Raw genomic sequence first — 16,107 nt, forward strand, 5'->3', positions numbered from 1 at the left:
GCGTCAGACTGTTTCCGGTTCGGATGGTTTCAGAACCAGCCATAGCAGAGCGCCGCCAGCCAATGTCAGCAGAGGAATCATGGCAAGGTTTACGGCCGTCCAGCCTTCGACCGGAGACCCGCCCGAACAGTTCATCAACCCGCCTGATGCTAGCGATGCAAGGGTGACGCCGCCGAACACCAGCAGATCATTGAGGCCTTGCATCCGACCGCGTTCGCTGACGTCATGGGACTCGGCCAGCATTGTGGTGGCGCCGATAAACCCGAAATTCCAGCCAACCCCCAGCAGAATCAGCGCGACGAAAAAATTGCCCAACTCGATACCTTGCAGGGCAACAACGCCCGCGCCAGCAAGAATGGCAAGGCCGAGGGCGACGATTTTCTCGACCCCAAATCGTGTGATGAGCTGGCCGGTGAAAAAGCTGGGAAGAAACATTGCAAGCACATGGCTGGTGACAACATCCGCAGCGTCATTTGCAGTAAACCCGCAACCCACCACAGCCAAGGGGGTCGATGTCATCACAAGGTTCATCAGCGCGTATGACACCATCGCACAGATGATTGCCACGGCAATGCGCGGGGTTTTGAGCATCGCAAGCCGGGTTCGGCCATTGGGGGCATCTTCTTTGGGGGCCGCAGGGGTCGGGATGTCGAGAAAAAAGAACAGTGCCGAGCCAAAGATATTAACCGCAATCACGGACAGATAGGTGCCGAGAAAGGGAATAACATAGGCTGTTGATGTTAATTTAACGATCTGCGGACCAATGATAGCTGCAGCCAGCCCGCCAGCCATAACGTAGGAAATCGCCTTGGGACGAAATTCGTCGGACGCAGTGTCAGCTGCGGCAAACCGGTAGAAACCGTGCGCGCTCATATAGATGCCGGTTAGCAGACTGCCCAGAAGAAAGACGGGGAACGAGCCCAAGAATAAGCCATACGCACCTACAACACCTCCGCAGGCACCGGCTGTCGCGCCAACCAAGAACCCCGCGCGGCGGCCCCAGCGTTGCATGATCGTCGAGATTGGTGTGGCCGCCAGCATCGAGCCCAGAACGATCAGTGAAATGGGCAGGGTGGCCAGACAAGGGTTTGACGCCAAAGACTGCCCCGCCAAACCGCCCACGATGAAGATCATCGGCATTTGCGCGCCCAGCACAGCCTGAGCCGCCACCAGAACGGCAACGTTTCTTTTGGCCTGACTGTTGTCTGGCGGGGTGGCAGCGGCAAGTGTCATGGGCTCATGCGTATCTTTGAAAGACGGGTCATACAAGCGGGTTGCATCTGCGACAAAGCACCCTAACGTGAGCCCATCGCCAACGGCCCGGAGCCTCCATGTCTGTCGGACGCATCATCGAAACACCCGACTGTGTTGCCGAAGGGGCTGCTTGGCTGGCCGAGACCTGTCCGCGCATGGCGTGGGCGATGGAACAAACCGGGCCGCTACCGCTGCGCCGACGCCCGGATGGGTTCGCGCAGCTACTCAGCGCGATTGTTAGTCAACAGGTCAGTGTCGCCTCGGCCAATGCGATCTGGAAGCGGTTGCAGGATGCCAAGCTCACCGGACCGCGTAAGATCATGTGGGCGAACGATGACGATCTGCGCGCCGTGGGGCTGAGTCGTCAGAAAATCCGATACGCCCGTGCGTTGGCCGAAGCGCGTATAAATTACAATGCATTGCGCGATGCTTCTAACGCGGATGTCGTTGCGACATTGACCGAAGTGCCGGGCATTGGAGTATGGACTGCAGAGATCTACGCCATGTTCTCGCTGGGTCGTGCGGATGTGATCGCAACCGGTGATCTGGCGCTGCAAGAGGCCGCGCGTCTCATCTATGACCTGCCCAAACGCCCCACCGACAAGGAACTGCGACAGATGGCCGAGGCCTGGTCGCCCTGGAGGTCGGTTGCGGCCCGTGTTTTGTGGGCCTATTACCGGGTGGCAAAAGAACGAGAAGGGATCAGATGACACGGGTTTTGAATGCGCTCCGAAAAGAGCCGGTTTCGGGCGTTACACGCTCGGTCGTGGTGTTCGTGCACGGCTATGGGGCCAATGGTGCCGATTTGCTGGGGCTGGCCGATCCCTTGGGCGAGCACCTGCCGGACACGCTGTTCGTTTCCCCAGATGCCCCCGAGCAGATTCCCGGTATGCCCAATGGGTTTCAATGGTTCCCGATCCCTTGGATTGACGGTTCTTCCGAGGAAGAAGCGCGGCGGGGCATGGAGATGGCGGTCGAAGACTTCAACGCTTTCCTCGATGCTTTGATGGTGGACGAAGACGTGCTTCCCGAGCAGGTCGTTCTGTTCGGTTTCTCGCAAGGCACGATGATGAGCCTGCACGTCGCCCCGCGCCGCGAAGACCCGGTTGCCGGCATCGTTGCATTCTCGGGCCGGTTACTTGAGCCCGATCTGTTGCCCGATGAAACGGTCAGCCGGATGCCGGTTTTGCTGGTGCATGGGGATACTGACGATGTTGTACCACCGCAATCGCTGCCTGAAGCCGCGGAGGCCCTGCAAGCGGCTGATTTCAAAGAAATCTACGCCCATGTGATGAAGGGCACCGGCCACGGAATCGCTCCGGACGGTCTGAGCGTCGCGCTGGCCTTCATGCGTGACAAGCTGAGTCTGTAGGGTTTTTGTGGCCCGCCCGATGCCGCCCGAGGGTGTGGTAACGGCGTGCCGCTGCGCAGTGGCGTTCCGGTCGACAGGATCTCTCAGAGGTTTGAGCTGCGGGCAGCAACGGTGCTGTGCGCAGTCAGGCCCACAGATGCCCTTCGGCAAACTCGATCGAGTTTCCCGCCGGATCACGCACATAAAGCGAGCGCGCGCCGCCGGGCCAATCAAACTCGGCATCTACGGGGATATTCCAATCCAGTAGATGTTTGCGCATCACGTCAATCTCGGCGCGCGTCAGAATGAGGCAAACATGACCAGGACCACGCGCGCCATGGGGCGGGACGGGCAAATCCGGATTTCCCGGCGGTTTTTCCGTTTCGTCCGCATTGAACAGTAGCAGGACCGAGTTTCCAATCCGATAGAACACGTGCCGGTCGGCCACGCGTTGAATTTTGTTCAGCGCCAGGATTTCTCCGTAGAATTGCTCGGCCGCGTCCAGGTCATCAACATAAAGCGCGGCTTCGAGAATGCCGCTAGGAACTGGTATGTGCGGGGTGACCTTCATACTGTAAGTATATCACAACATGCGGTTTTAGTCACCGGCGAGGGCGGCGGTCCCGTTTGCGGCCCGGCGCAGTGCTTACAGCAGGTGCGGGCAAGCTATCCCATTGGCCCGGCGCCAGCCCATCCAAGTTCCAATCCCCGATCCGTGCCCGGATCAGGCGCAAGGTCGGGTGACCCACTGCCGCTGTCATCCGGCGCACCTGACGGTTGCGCCCTTCGCGCAGGGTAAGTTCAATCCAGCAATCCGGCACCGTCTGACGTACCCGGATCGGAGGATTCCGCGGCCACAATCCGGCGGGCTCATCCATTAGACGCGCTTTGGCGGGGCGGGTCAGACCGTCCTTTAACTCAACACCGTTGCGCAAGGCTTGCAGAGCCGTTGCGTCAGGCAGCCCTTCGACCTGAACCCAATAGGTTTTCGACATCTTATGCTTGGGATCAGCGATTTGCGCCTGCAGTCGCCCGTTGTCGGTCAGCAGCATCAATCCCTCGCTGTCACGATCCAGCCGACCGGCGGGATAGACACCGGGCAGGTCGATGTAATCCGACAGGGTGCTGCGCGGCGAATCCGCATTAGCACGGTCGGTGAATTGCGGCAGCACGTCGAAAGGTTTGTTGAATCGGATGAACCAGCTCATGCTCAACGCCATAGCCTGAGGGGCATTGCCGAAGCAACCTGTGGATAACTGTCATGTCTCTGTTACGGATCTGGCTTACCGAGTACCCGACATATTGTGTATACTCAGGGCTTGTCAGAGTTTTAACACGATATATAGTTAAAGTAAGGCCGGGGCGGGTGTTCCCCGCTCTGATGTCAAAAACGGGCAGAGCAGAGCGAGGAGCGATTCTGAGATGGATGGAGACTTCAGGACCGAATTTGTCAGGGAACCCGGTGCGCTTAAGCATCATCCGGCATTGGTTTTGAACGCCGATTATCGCCCCTTGTCCTATTACCCGCTGTCCCTGTGGCCGTGGCAAGAGGCGATCAAAGCGGCCTGGCTGGACAGGGTGGACATTGTGGCCGAGTACGATGAGGTCGTCCGAAGCCCGAGTACCGAGATACGAATACCCTCGGTTGTTGTCCTCAAAGATTATGTAAAACCTAGAAAGCGCGTGGCCTTCACGCGCTTTAATTTATTTCTAAGGGACGAATTCCGCTGTCAGTACTGCGGCAGCAAAGGTGATCTTACCTTTGACCATGTGGTTCCCCGCGCTGCGGGTGGTGTTACAAGCTGGCAGAACGTGGTGGCGGCCTGTAGCCCGTGCAACCTGCGTAAGGGCTCAAAATCACTGCGGCAGGCTCGGATGACATTGCGCAAACCGCCGCGCCAACCAGATGCCGAGGCGTTGCGGAATATTGGTCGTAAGTTTCCGCCCAACCACCTTCATGACAGTTGGATCGACTTTCTGTACTGGGATGCAGAGTTGGACGAGCTTTAACGACCCACCCGCCACGCGGCGAGCCAGACCAGCATCAGACCGCCCGAAATTACGGCGTTCCATCCGGCCATGGACAAGCCAAACATCTCCCACGGGATTTCATCGCAGCGCACAAGCGGGGCAGACATGATCTGGTCCATCAACTCTTGCGTTGACAGGCCGCCAATATCTCCCGAGGTGCAGCTGGTAGGGCCTTCCCACCATTTCAACTCGACCCCGGCGTGGAATACACCGATGACTGCCGTTGTCAGCGCGGCTAGCGCACCAAGCAATGGCAATAGGTTCACTCGCGGCAAAACCAGCGCCAATGCGCCAATCACAACGGCCGCACCGTGCGGGTAGCGCTGCCAGATGCACATTTTGCAAGGAGCCATTCCACCAAGGTGCTGGAAACCCCACGCGCCAAGTAGCATGGCCGCAGAACCACCAGCAGCAATCAAGACCAGAGTGTTTTTTCGTATCATAGGTATTTCACCACTAGAAAACCGCCAAACAGCAGGATGATGAACAAGGTGAACATCAGGCCCAACCGTTTTTCGATGAAGTCACGGATAGGCTCACCAAACTTCCAAAGCAGGCCAGCCACAAGGAAAAACCGAAGGGCGCGTGCTAGAATAGAAGTGGCGATAAAAGTACCCAACGGCATTCCGGTCCAGCCGGACATGATGGTTATGACCTTGTAGGGGAAGGGGGTTACGCCAGCGCCCAGTACGGCCCAGAAGCCGAAGTCGTTGAAGCGGGTGTTGAACTCCTCCATCGCATGCGCCTTGCCCATGGACTCCAGAATCGGCTGCCCAATGCTTTCATAGAAAAACGCACCGATGGCATAACCCAACAGGCCACCAAGCACGGAAGCGACCAGAGCAACTGTTGCAATAAGCCAGGCGCGTGACGGACGGGCAAGGATCATAGGAATCATCAAGACATCAGGTGGAATCGGGAAGAACGAGCTTTCAACAAAGGCCACAACAGCCAGAGCCCACAGGGCATGCGGGTGTTCAGCCAGACGGATGGTCCAGTCATAGAGCGATCGCAACATTCGGTGCTAAAATCCTGATTTGCCGTAGGGCCAGCCAAACCATGCACCCAGAAGGGCGTCAAGCACTGCTGTGAAAACAAAGTGGATTTGGGTTGGTTTTTGCCTCTGGACCTTCCCGATGATGGGCGCTAATTCAGTGTTCGTGGCCCAAGTGGCGGAATGGTAGACGCAGGGGATTCAAAATCCCCCGCCTTCACGGGCGTGAGAGTTCGAGTCTCTCCTTGGGCACCACCTCAGACAATGACGTGAAAACGTGGCATGGTTACGGATCACGCCGCAAGCTCAGCCAGATCAAGAAGCCGATATAGGCGAATACGCTGAGGTTCAGCATTGTGTCGATGAATTGGCCGCTCATGTCCGGTCCTCCCGTGACAGGCTTTTGAAAAGGCAAACCACTAGGACTGGTACGATAAAGACGAAGGCCATGGCAGAAAGTGCGATGATCGACCTGACCAATGAGATATCGCCGACCAGAATCATCGCCAGGCCCAAAGCGCCCAGTATGACGCCCCAGATGGTGCGAACGCGCGGCGAAGGATTATCGTCTCCTCCGCTGCCGATCATTGCAAGGGTGAAACCGGCGCTGACGACGCTGGTCACGACAAACAGGAATGCGGCCAGAATTGTTGCGGTTTGCGTGATACCACCCAGCGGGAATTTTTTCAGCAAGGCAAAGGTGGTTGCGTCCAAATTCTCTGCGTTGACGGCGGACAGAGTACCCTCCTGGCGCAGCACATCGAAAAATCCTAGCCCTCCGAAAATACCGAACCATAGGATCGAGAACAGAGTGGGGGCAACGATAACGCCGATCAGAAACTCCCGGATTGTCCGCCCGCGTGAAATCCGTGCGATGAAAATTCCCACGAAGGGCGACCATGCCAGCCACCAGATCATGTAGTTCAGCGTCCAGCCGTGAAACCAGTCGATTAGAAGCTCATCAAAGAACTCGGCAGTTGAAAATCCTGCAGGCAATACGCCGAACAGATAGCGTCCAAACCCTGAAACGATACCGTCCATCAGGAACGAAGTGGGGCCAAGGATCAGAAGATAAACCATCATCCCCACAGCAATCAGCATGGCTATGTTTGATAGCTGCGACATCCCTTCGCCAAGGTCGCGGCGCAAGGGGATGATGTAGGCAATACATAGCAGCGCAAATACTGGCAGAGTCAGAACACCCGGCGAGTCGATGCCTATCAGCCCGGCCAATCCGGTTTGAATCTGGAATACGCCCATCGCCATGGACCCAGCCAACCCCACGGCAATGGCAACAATGGAAAGCAGGTCGAAAATCCAGCCCAATGCTTTGGTCCAGCGCGCTTCGCCCAGGGTATCGGTCAAAGGAGCGCTCAGTAGTAATGTACGCTGGCGGCGATAGGCAAAGTAAGCGATGACCAGCCCAACGATTGCGTAAATGGCCCATGCGTGGAAGCCCCAGTTCAAGTAGGTCACAAACAGGGCATGACTGGCAGCCACTGGATCGGAACTGTATTGGCGAAGCACTTCGAAATGGGTCAGGGGTTCTGCTGCGCCGTAAAACAACAATCCAACTCCCATCCCTGCTGCAAACAACATTGCAATCCAGGCCGGGGTTGAAAATTCTGGTTTGGCGCCGTCGGGTCCAAGGCGAATGTCACCATAACGGGACAGCGCCAGATATAGGGAGACTAACAACAAACCGCTGACTTCGAGCATAATGAACCAGCCACGACTGTTGAATTGCGTGGCCACTGCCGATGAGGCGAGGCGCCCTAGGCCCTGTGGGTCGGCAATGCCCCAGGCCGCAATTGCGGCGCTGATAGCCAAGGCGATAAGTAGCAAAGGGCTTGGAGAAGCAGGTTTCATCAATGATCACCTATATTGGATCGCAAAATAATTCTTTTGCAGTTCGGCACTTACCTGAGACATTCACATTTTGAGATAACATTAGTTAGCGTCGGGCGGAGTTTCAAAAGCTTTGTTTGGATAGCCAGAGGGTCGATTATTCAGATTTCAGGGGGAAATTTCCCAAATACCCCTCAGATTTGCGGCTCTGGAAGGTTCTGCCATGTCCGGGGGTTGACAAGTAGAGTGTCTGAATGAAACGTCGAATATGTTGGGAGACTTTTAAAATTCAGATGCTTGACCTGTAAAGCGGGTCCGTTTGCCGTACCGGCAATGCCCCTTGGGTGGGGCAGCTGATCGGTTTCCCATCCACAATAAGAGTTGGGAGTTCTCAAAAATGAAAAACAGCAGCAAGCTCAGCCTCGGCGCGGTCGTCACCGCGGCCCTCATGGCTCCGGCAGCGTATGCGGAAGAATTCATCACCATTGGCACAGGCGGTGTGACCGGTGTTTATTATCCGACTGGCGGCGCAATCTGCCGTCTGGTCAATAAAGGCCGTAAAGAGCACGGCGTGCGCTGCTCGGTCGAATCAACCGGCGGTTCTGTCTACAACATCAACACCATCCGCGAAGGTGAGCTGGAATTCGGTGTGGCGCAGTCAGACTGGCAGTACCACGCGTATAACGGCAGCTCGAAATTCGAAGAGGCTGGCCCCTTCGAAGGCCTGCGCGCCGTGTTCTCTGTACACCCTGAGCCGTTCACCGTAGTGGCCCGTGCTGATTCCGGCATCGCGAACTTCGAAGACCTGAAAGGCAAGCGCGTCAACATCGGCAACCCCGGTTCCGGTCAGCGCGGCACCATGGAGGTGCTGTTGGGCGAAATGGGGTGGACCACCGATGATTTCGAACTGGCGACCGAGCTGAAGGCGGCGGAACAATCGGCTGCGCTGTGCGACAACCAAATCGACGCGATGGTTTACACCGTGGGTCACCCGTCGGGTTCGATTCAAGAAGCGACCACTGCGTGTGACTCGGTTCTGGTGAACGTCAGCGGCGAAGCGGTTGACAAGCTGGTGGGCGACAACTCGTTCTATCGCACCGCGACCATCCCAGGTGGTATGTATCGCGGTTCGGACGGTGACACCGCGACCTTCGGTGTGGGCGCAACCTTTGTGACCTCGGCAGATGTATCGGAAGATGCGGTTTATGCGGTTGTCAGCTCGGTCTTCGAAAACTTCGACGACTTCAAAAAGCTGCACCCAGCTTTTGCCAACCTCAAGCCCGAAGAGATGATCGCGGACGGCCTGTCGGCTCCGCTGCATCCGGGTGCCGAAAAGTACTATAAGGAAAAAGGCTGGATTCAATAAGCCAGACCTGATGCAGGGTGCCCAGGCGGGCACTCTGCGACCAAAACCCATGCAAAACGGGTGAATTAGAAGGCCGGAAAAGGCCGCGACGGGGAGACGTTTTATGAGTTCCGACACACAATCCAATCGTCCGCTATCCGAAGAAGAGCTGCAGGAGCTTGTGGCCTCGTCCGATGCGGGCGGGCGCAATCCGGTCGGTAATGTCGGGATTTTTCTGGCCGTTGTGGCGGCGATCTGGTCGATTTTCCAGGTTGTACTAGCCTCACCGCTGGCCAACTATGTGCTGCCCGGTAGCGTTGTAAACAATTCGCGCCAGTTCCATCTGGCCTTTGCGATGTTTCTGGCCTTCGCTGCCTACCCGGCGCTGAAATCCAGCCCACGTAATTACATCCCTGTTCAAGACTGGATCATGGGTCTTTTGGGCGCGTTTGTCGCGCTTTACGGGTATTTCTTCTACAACAAGATCGTCGATGCAGGCGGTCTGGCGGACGATATGGACAAGTGGGTCGCCCTTGGCGGCTTGATCCTGCTTTTCGAGGCCGCGCGCCGTGCGCTTGGCCCGGCGATGGCGATTATTGCGACAATCTTTCTGGCTTATGTATTCTTCGGCTCATCCGAGTGGGTGCCCGAGGTTATCCGCTGGAAAGGTGCCAGTCTGAAAAAGGCCATGAGCCATATGTGGATTACCTCCGAGGGCGTGTTCGGCATCGCCTTGGGTGTGTCCACGAAATTCGTCTTCCTGTTCGTTCTGTTTGGTGCTTTGCTGGATAAGGCCGGGGCAGGGAACTATTTTATCAAGATGGCCTTTGGTGCCCTCGGCCACTTGCGCGGCGGTCCCGCCAAGGCGGCGGTTGTAGGATCGGCGGCAACCGGTCTGATCTCGGGCTCGTCCATCGCGAACGTTGTGACAACAGGTACCTTCACCATTCCGCTGATGAAGCGCGTAGGATTTTCCAGCGAACAGGCTGGATCGGTCGAGGTCGCCTCATCTGTCAACGGGCAGATCATGCCTCCGGTTATGGGCGCTGCAGCCTTCTTGATGGTGGAATATGTGGGCATTTCTTATGTTGAGGTGATCACCCACGCCTTCCTTCCCGCCGCGATCTCGTACATCGCGCTGGTATATATCGTGCATTTGGAAGCTGTTAAGCGGAACATGCCCACGTTGGGCGATCGCGACGTACATCTGGCGCGGACGGTTGTGGGGATGCTGTCTTTCTTCATCGTATTCGCGGGACTTTGCTATGGCTCGCAATTCCCGGTTGATGCGGTGTCCAGCTGGGCACCGTCGTCAGCGGGGCTTATCCTTAGTCTGATTGTCTGTGCGGTCTATGTGGGCCTTCTGTATCTGGCTGCTCAGGTGCCCGATCTTGAACCGGACGATCCGAATGCCAAAGAGGTCACGCTGCCCGTCATCGCGGACATCTACAAAGCCGGGTTGCATTACCTGCTGCCGATCATCGTTCTGGTGTATTTCCTGATGATCGAACAGAAATCCCCGGGTCTTTCAGCCTTTTGGGCGACTGCGCTTCTGTTCGTGATCCTGTTGACTCAAAAACCGCTCAAGGCGCTGTTCCGTGGGCAGAGTAATCTGCACAACAGCTTTATCGACGGGGTGGCGGATCTGTGGCAAGGCATGATCGACGGTGCGCGCAACATGATCGGGATCGCGCTGGCCACGGCCACGGCGGGGGTTATCGTGGGCACTGTTACGCTGACCGGTGTAGGGCAGGTGATGGCTGATCTGGTCGAGTTCCTGTCCGGCGGTAATTTGATCCTGATGCTGATCATGGTCGGCATTCTCAGCCTAATATTGGGCATGGGTCTGCCAACCACGGCGAACTATATCGTGGTAAGCTCTCTTATGGCCGGTGTGGTGGTCGAGCTGGGTGCTCAGAGCGGCCTGATCGTGCCGCTGATCGCTGTGCACCTGTTCGTGTTCTATTTTGGGATCATGGCGGACGTGACGCCTCCGGTTGGATTGGCAAGTTTTGCAGCCGCCGCGGTATCGGGCGGTGATGCGATCAAGACCGGTTTCACCGCGTTCTTCTATAGCTTGCGTACGGTGGCACTTCCGTTTGTGTTCATCTTCAACACCGATCTGCTGCTGATCGACGTGACATGGATCGAGGGGATAACCGTCGCGATATTCGCCACGATAGCCATTCTCGTCTTCACGGCGGGCACAATGGGGTATTTCCTGACCCACAGCCGTATCTACGAAAGTGTTGCTCTGATCTTCGTGGCCTTTGCGCTGTTCCGGCCGGATTTCTTTATGGATCGCGTTGCGCCGCCTTATTCGTCTGTTGAACCTTCGGCCTTCGTTGAGACGATGGGTCAAACACCACCAGGAACAGAAGTGCGCTTGGTTGTAAGCGGGCCAAATTTTGTCACTTCGAAAATGACCGATACCACTGTAGTTGTGGCAGTTGGCAATGAAGAAGGCGGAGAGGCACGAGTCGAGGCGATGGGCCTGTTGCTGTTCCCCGAAGACGGTCTGGTCAAGTTGGAGGAACCCCTATTCGGCACGCCGGTGGCAGATAAGCTTGGAAATTTCGACTATTACGGGGATGAGGCCGTGCGTCTGACTTCGGTCAGCCTGCCGACCAGCCAGCCTCCCAAGCAACTGATTTATATCCCCGCGATGATCCTGCTGGGTCTGATCGCCTTTCTGCAACGCGGCCGTGCCGCCAGACAAGAGGTGCCCGCATGACCAACTCTGTTCTATGTGCTTTAGACATCAGCAACGGCGATCTGGATGTGAATGTGTTGAAAACGGCTGCCGCTTTGGCGGCTCAGGACGACGCACAGTTGGACGTGGTAACCGTACTACCGGATTTCGGTGAAAGTTGGGTGTCCGGCTTTTTCGAGCCGGACTTCCACGAAAAAGCGTTAGAAGAGGCGCAGTCTAAACTGACTGAACTTTGCAATACGACTTTGGGCGCCGAACGGAACGAAAAAATTCGTCACGTCGTTGCAACTGGTACTGCGTATCAGGAAATTCTGAAAACGGCTGAAAGCGCCAACAGCGATCTTATCGTGATTGGTGCTCATAAGCCGGACCTCAAGGATTACCTGCTTGGCCCGAATGCCGCACGGGTTGTCCGGCATTCCACTGTGTCCGTCTACGTCGTGCGTTAGGATCAGTAGCCCGTCATCTCAAGGTATCCGCGGCCCGTGTGGCTGCCGGATACCTTCACGGGACCTTCCCAATATTCAAACCTTGTGGCCATCCACGCGTCAGGTGTGATGGCTGATACCTCAATATCCAAATTCTTGTCTGGCAGAGACACGCGCCATTGCACAGGCACATCTCGCCCGGCTACTTCTGCTGTGTACAAAGGCGAAAAGCTAGTCGAACCGTCCGGTAGTGGCGCTGCGGTTCCATCCGCGCTGATCCATGTGGCGGCCGTGAAATCTCTGCGTTCTCCGCGCAGGCGAAAGGCCATCAGCTTGTCCCCACTGTCAAAGCTGAGTGAGAACCAGTCCCATCCGCTTTGATCGGCTGCCAAAGGTTGCGAAGACCACTCGCGGTCCAGCCAGCCTTGACCGGTGACTGCGACGTCGCCATCGGGCAATTGCAACACGCCGTCGACCTCATAGAAAGGTTGGGAATAGTAATAGCTGGCCTGCCCATCAGCGGATTTGACCGAATATCCGTCGTCTCCGTGAAAAACAAACGGACCTTGCGCGTTTAATGTTAGGTTATAGGCGAACTCGACACCGCTGGCGGACAAAGACAAGGCGCTGGGGTTTGGTCCGCGCATGTACCACTCGTCAATCCAGGCCTCAAAAGGTTCAGCTTTCGCACCAGCTTGTCCGATTCCCCCGCGCGACAGGCGCTCGGCAAAGTAGTGCGTTTCCGGTGTGGTTATGGCCGCATGTCCCATCCACAGCTGCGGGCTTTGCCAACCTTCGACCTCGGATGGTTTCAGGGCTGATCGGAACAGCGTCCACTGGATGCCATAGTCACGTTCATCCTCGCCGGTCAGATTGGCGGTCAGATACCACCACTCGATCCGAAAGGCGGGATGCGGCCCGTGATCCCGTGGAAATTCGAATTTATGGCCGGGTTGAGGGATTTCAAACCCTTCAGCAGAGCCGCCCAGATTTGCATAGCCTTGTGCGTGTATTGTCGCGGGCAAAAGCATGAGTAGGACAAAGAGCCAGGCTTTAACGTTCATTGGCAAACACCCTTAACAAATCAGCAGGTGGTAGACGCAATAGCCTCAGCGCAGGCAAGGTTGCGGCAACCAAAGCGGCGAGCAAGGTCAGGAGAAACAGATAGGCCCAGTCCATCGGGAAAAGGAACATCGGTAAACGCCAGCCAAAGGCTTGTACATTGATCACGGCGAGTAGCGCCCAAGCCAGAACCAGCCCCAAAGGCAAGGCCAGAACAGCGGTCAGCGCTGCCAACAAAACGCTACGAAGCATTTCCAGCCGCGCAAGCTGAGCCCGTGTCAGGCCAAGCGCCCAAACCGGCGCGATCTGTGGCAGGCGCTGGGTCCACAACGTCAACAGGCTGGTCAGAATGGCAAAGCCAGCGACCCCCAATGTCAGGACGTTCAGCGCCGAAGTGACCACAAAGGTCTTGTCAAAGATCGCGAGCGACTGTGCTTTCATGGCCACCTGTTGCACAACAGCCTGACGGGGCAGGCCAAACCGGTCGCGCAATGCCTGGGCCATTTCGGTGGCAGCCGTTGGGGACAAGCGTATGCCAAATCGGCGCGTATCGGCACCGGGCGCGATCCGGTCTAATTGCGGCATCGAGACGATCGCCTGACCGGTCGGGTTGCCATAGTCTGAATAGACGCCCGATATAGTCAACGTATGACCTTCTCTCAGGGTTACCTCATCCCCTGGCCACAGGTTTCCGCGACGGGCGAACTGTTCGTTAACCAATATCGCTTCACCCGCCAACACCCGATCCCAAACGCCTTCCGACGAGGCGATCAACGGCCAGTGATCGCGATAGGCCTGATGATCTACAACTCCATACAGGAATAGTGGGCCGGTTTCGTGGGTCAATTCAACGCTGCGGATTGGCAAAACCGCATCGACTTGCGGGTCCAACCACTCTGCGATCTGCTGGCCCTGTTGGTTGTCCGTTGCGGTCACATACAGCTCGGACGTCAAGCGTTGATCCAGCCATCCAACAAAGGTCAGACGAAAGCTCGACACCATGGTGCCAACGCCGATATTCGCGGCCAGCGCCAGTAAAAGCGCCATCAGCGCCAGAGACAAGCCCGGCAGTTGCGCTTGCATATCGGCCCAGATCCATTGAGCCAAAGGCCCCTTGGCCCGATGTTGAAATGTCGAAAGGGCAAAGGACAACAAGTAAGGCAAGATCAATGCCGAACCGGTCAGAACGCCGCCGACCATGGCAAATCCGGCGACGAGGCTGTCGATGGTATGGCCAACGGCAAAGCCGCCTACGATCAAGCCAATTCCGATCAGGCCTGTGGTCAGGTGATTAGAGCCTGACACGCGCCAAGCTTGTAAGCCTGCTCCGGTCAGCAATGGCATACGAGACAAACGATACAGGGCCTGACCACTGGCCAGCAAAGTGCCGGCCAAGGCCATCGCCAGTCCGGCCAATGCCCATTGTGGCTGTAAATTTATCTGCCCATCTACCGGAGCGCCGTACAGCCCTCGCAAAGTTGCGGCGACATCGGGTAGAAGTGCTCCGGCCAGAAAGAAGCCAAGGATCAGCCCAAGTGTTCCACCGATGAGCGCCAGCAGGGCTAGTTCGGCAGTGATGGTCCAAACCAGACGGCGCATCGAAACGCCCAGCGCGCGCATGGAACGGATCATTGCGCGCCGTTGGGCCATCGCCAGACCGACGGTTCCGTGAACGATGAACAGACCCACCGCAAAGGACAGCAGGCCAAAGGCCGTCAGGTTCAGGTGAAAACTGTCCGTCAACCGTTCAGCGTTTAGTTGGGTTGATGCTTCGATCCGCTGCAGCTCCGGCGTGATCTCAGAGAGCGGGGGCACATCACGCGGTTGGTCCGGTAAGATGATCAGTCGCGAGATTTGTCCGGGCTTGTCCAGAAGAACCTCGGCAACACCGATGTCAGTCAGGATCAGGTCGGGCGGGACTGCGTCCGATTCCAAGATCGGAGGCAGATTGGGGTGCGCCTTCAGTAACGCAGCCAAATCAGGTTTGGCCAGCAGGTGCCCGGGGGCTGTCAGCACATCGGCCGGATCAGGGGGCGTGTCGCTTTGCTCCATCTGCGTCATGGCGGGCAGGGCGGGATAGGCGATCATATCGACGCCCATCACCTGCACAGTTCGACCGGAGATCCGCAAAGGCCCCTCCAGCACTGCCGCCACCTGCCAGCCGGAACGACGCAGCGCGACGTACCGGTCAAGCGAGGTCGGGCCAGTCGGGTCACGCAGTTCATCAAACAAACCCAACGCTAACTGATCGCTAGCCCGTTGATAGCTGGTCCGCGCCTCGGTGTTGATAGCCTGCACCGCCGACCACAAACCCGTCGCCAGCGCGATGCCAATCAACAGGGTCGCCAGTTGCAGCCAGTGACGCCGCCAATGCGACACCAACGCCTGTATGACCGTTCGGCTCATGTGATGTGACCACCAGAGAGATGCCCGTGCCGGTCAAGCCGGGCCGCGATGTCTTGCGAATGGGTGACAAGCAGCAGTGCAGCCCCGGTCTCGGCAACCAGAGAAAGCATCAGATCCAGCACATTGGCACTGGCGGTTTCATCCAGATTTCCGGTCGGCTCATCCGCAAGCAGCAGTTTGGGTCGAGGCGCCATTGCGCGACCGATGGCAACGCGCTGCTGTTGGCCTCCGGATAAGCTCTCGGGGTAGCGAGATAGCAAATCGGACAGGCCGAGCCGCTCGGCCAGCCGAGCGGTCCAATCGACATCCTCTCGGTCTGCCAGTCGAGCGTGGAATGACAGGTTCTGTCCAACGGTAAGCGATGGGATCAGATTGAACTGCTGAAATACCAACGACACGCTGTGCCGCCGCATAGCTGCCCGGCCGGCGTCATCCAGTGGTGACAGAGCGATGCCATCCAGCGTGATCTCACCCCCGTCAAAGCTGTCCAGTGCGGCGGTGAGGTTTAAAAGTGTGCTTTTGCCGCTGCCGCTTTCCCCGGTCAAGGCCAGAGTCTGCCCGTCATCCAGTGTCAACGACACATCCCGAAGAACCGGGCGTCCACCGGGATAGGATTTCTGGACCTTGTCGATGTTCAGCAACATACAGTTTTCCTTGGACAGTGCCTTCCACAAT

General features: G+C 57.2%; 15 protein-coding genes and 1 tRNA gene. 7 read left to right on the plus strand and 9 right to left on the minus strand.

The window, feature by feature from the left end:
• Nucleotides 1-3 precede the first annotated feature (3 nt).
• Entirely contained in the window at nt 4-1,233 is a 1,230-nt protein-coding gene (locus ACR0D7_RS07540; protein WP_480678468.1) for an MFS transporter, read from the minus strand.
• Between the two features lie 98 nt (nt 1,234-1,331).
• On the opposite strand from ACR0D7_RS07540, the gene ACR0D7_RS07545 reads away from it, so the two are divergent.
• Together ACR0D7_RS07545 and ACR0D7_RS07550 are read left to right on the plus strand one after the other, a co-directional pair.
• Nucleotides 1,332-1,964 carry a DNA-3-methyladenine glycosylase family protein gene (locus ACR0D7_RS07545; protein WP_480678469.1) on the plus strand — a complete coding sequence of 211 codons (633 nt, stop codon included), beginning with the start codon at nt 1,332-1,334 and terminating at the stop codon, nt 1,962-1,964.
• Nucleotides 1,961-2,626, plus strand: a complete 666-nt coding sequence (locus ACR0D7_RS07550; protein WP_480678470.1) for an alpha/beta hydrolase — start codon at nt 1,961-1,963, stop codon at nt 2,624-2,626. The genes ACR0D7_RS07545 and ACR0D7_RS07550 overlap by 4 nt, the downstream gene beginning before the upstream one ends.
• 124 nt (nt 2,627-2,750) lie before the next feature.
• On the opposite strand, the gene ACR0D7_RS07555 is transcribed toward ACR0D7_RS07550, so the two are convergent.
• Nucleotides 2,751-3,176: a VOC family protein gene (locus tag ACR0D7_RS07555; protein WP_480678471.1), complete on the minus strand. Its 426-nt coding sequence runs from the start codon at nt 3,174-3,176 to the stop codon at nt 2,751-2,753.
• A gap of 31 nt (nt 3,177-3,207) precedes the next feature.
• Nucleotides 3,208-3,813, minus strand: a complete 606-nt coding sequence (locus ACR0D7_RS07560) for an rRNA large subunit pseudouridine synthase E (protein WP_480678472.1) — start codon at nt 3,811-3,813, stop codon at nt 3,208-3,210.
• Between the two features lie 214 nt (nt 3,814-4,027).
• Here ACR0D7_RS07560 and ACR0D7_RS07565 point away from each other — a divergent pair, with 214 nt between their 5' ends.
• A complete protein-coding gene (locus ACR0D7_RS07565) occupies nt 4,028-4,615 on the plus strand; it encodes an HNH endonuclease (protein ID WP_170381064.1) in 588 nt (195 codons plus the stop codon).
• On the opposite strand, the gene ACR0D7_RS07570 is transcribed toward ACR0D7_RS07565, so the two are convergent.
• Nucleotides 4,612-5,079 carry a disulfide bond formation protein B gene (locus tag ACR0D7_RS07570; protein ID WP_480678473.1) on the minus strand — a complete coding sequence of 156 codons (468 nt, stop codon included), beginning with the start codon at nt 5,077-5,079 and terminating at the stop codon, nt 4,612-4,614. The two genes, ACR0D7_RS07565 and ACR0D7_RS07570, sit on opposite strands and share 4 nt — an antisense overlap.
• Nucleotides 5,076-5,654 carry a YqaA family protein gene (locus tag ACR0D7_RS07575; RefSeq protein WP_170381066.1) on the minus strand — a complete coding sequence of 193 codons (579 nt, stop codon included), beginning with the start codon at nt 5,652-5,654 and terminating at the stop codon, nt 5,076-5,078. Before ACR0D7_RS07575 ends, ACR0D7_RS07570 begins: the two co-directional genes overlap by 4 nt.
• 145 nt (nt 5,655-5,799) lie before the next feature.
• Between ACR0D7_RS07575 and ACR0D7_RS07580 the strand changes: the two genes are divergently transcribed.
• A tRNA-Leu gene (locus ACR0D7_RS07580) sits at nt 5,800-5,885 on the plus strand.
• Nucleotides 5,886-6,005: 120 nt separating this feature from the next.
• On the opposite strand, the gene ACR0D7_RS07585 is transcribed toward ACR0D7_RS07580, so the two are convergent.
• Nucleotides 6,006-7,499 (minus strand): BCCT family transporter, encoded by a 1,494-nt coding sequence (locus ACR0D7_RS07585; RefSeq protein WP_480678474.1) that lies wholly within the window; start codon nt 7,497-7,499, stop codon nt 6,006-6,008.
• A gap of 376 nt (nt 7,500-7,875) precedes the next feature.
• Between ACR0D7_RS07585 and ACR0D7_RS07590 the strand changes: the two genes are divergently transcribed.
• The 3 genes from ACR0D7_RS07590 (at nt 7,876) to ACR0D7_RS07600 (ending at nt 11,985) form a co-directional block, all read left to right on the plus strand.
• Nucleotides 7,876-8,844, plus strand: coding sequence for a TAXI family TRAP transporter solute-binding subunit (locus ACR0D7_RS07590; protein ID WP_480678475.1), 969 nt, complete (start codon nt 7,876-7,878; stop codon nt 8,842-8,844).
• Nucleotides 8,845-8,947: 103 nt separating this feature from the next.
• The gene (locus ACR0D7_RS07595; RefSeq protein WP_480678476.1) at nt 8,948-11,557 is read left to right on the plus strand and encodes a TRAP transporter permease; all 2,610 of its coding nucleotides are present in this window, start codon (nt 8,948-8,950) and stop codon (nt 11,555-11,557) included.
• Nucleotides 11,554-11,985, plus strand: a complete 432-nt coding sequence (locus tag ACR0D7_RS07600; RefSeq protein ID WP_480678477.1) for a universal stress protein — start codon at nt 11,554-11,556, stop codon at nt 11,983-11,985. The genes ACR0D7_RS07595 and ACR0D7_RS07600 overlap by 4 nt, the downstream gene beginning before the upstream one ends.
• A 2-nt stretch (nt 11,986-11,987) precedes the next feature.
• On the opposite strand, the gene ACR0D7_RS07605 is transcribed toward ACR0D7_RS07600, so the two are convergent.
• From ACR0D7_RS07605 to ACR0D7_RS07615, 3 genes are read right to left on the minus strand one after another with little or no spacing between them, the layout of a single operon-like run.
• Nucleotides 11,988-13,028 carry a lipocalin-like domain-containing protein gene (locus ACR0D7_RS07605; protein ID WP_480678478.1) on the minus strand — a complete coding sequence of 347 codons (1,041 nt, stop codon included), beginning with the start codon at nt 13,026-13,028 and terminating at the stop codon, nt 11,988-11,990.
• Nucleotides 13,018-15,432 (minus strand): FtsX-like permease family protein, encoded by a 2,415-nt coding sequence (locus ACR0D7_RS07610; protein ID WP_480678479.1) that lies wholly within the window; start codon nt 15,430-15,432, stop codon nt 13,018-13,020. The genes ACR0D7_RS07605 and ACR0D7_RS07610 overlap by 11 nt, the downstream gene beginning before the upstream one ends.
• Nucleotides 15,429-16,076: an ABC transporter ATP-binding protein gene (locus ACR0D7_RS07615; RefSeq protein WP_480678480.1), complete on the minus strand. Its 648-nt coding sequence runs from the start codon at nt 16,074-16,076 to the stop codon at nt 15,429-15,431. The genes ACR0D7_RS07610 and ACR0D7_RS07615 overlap by 4 nt, the downstream gene beginning before the upstream one ends.
• Between the last annotated feature and the right edge of the window lie 31 nt (nt 16,077-16,107).

Source organism: Ruegeria sp. BB7 (assembly GCF_056539365.1).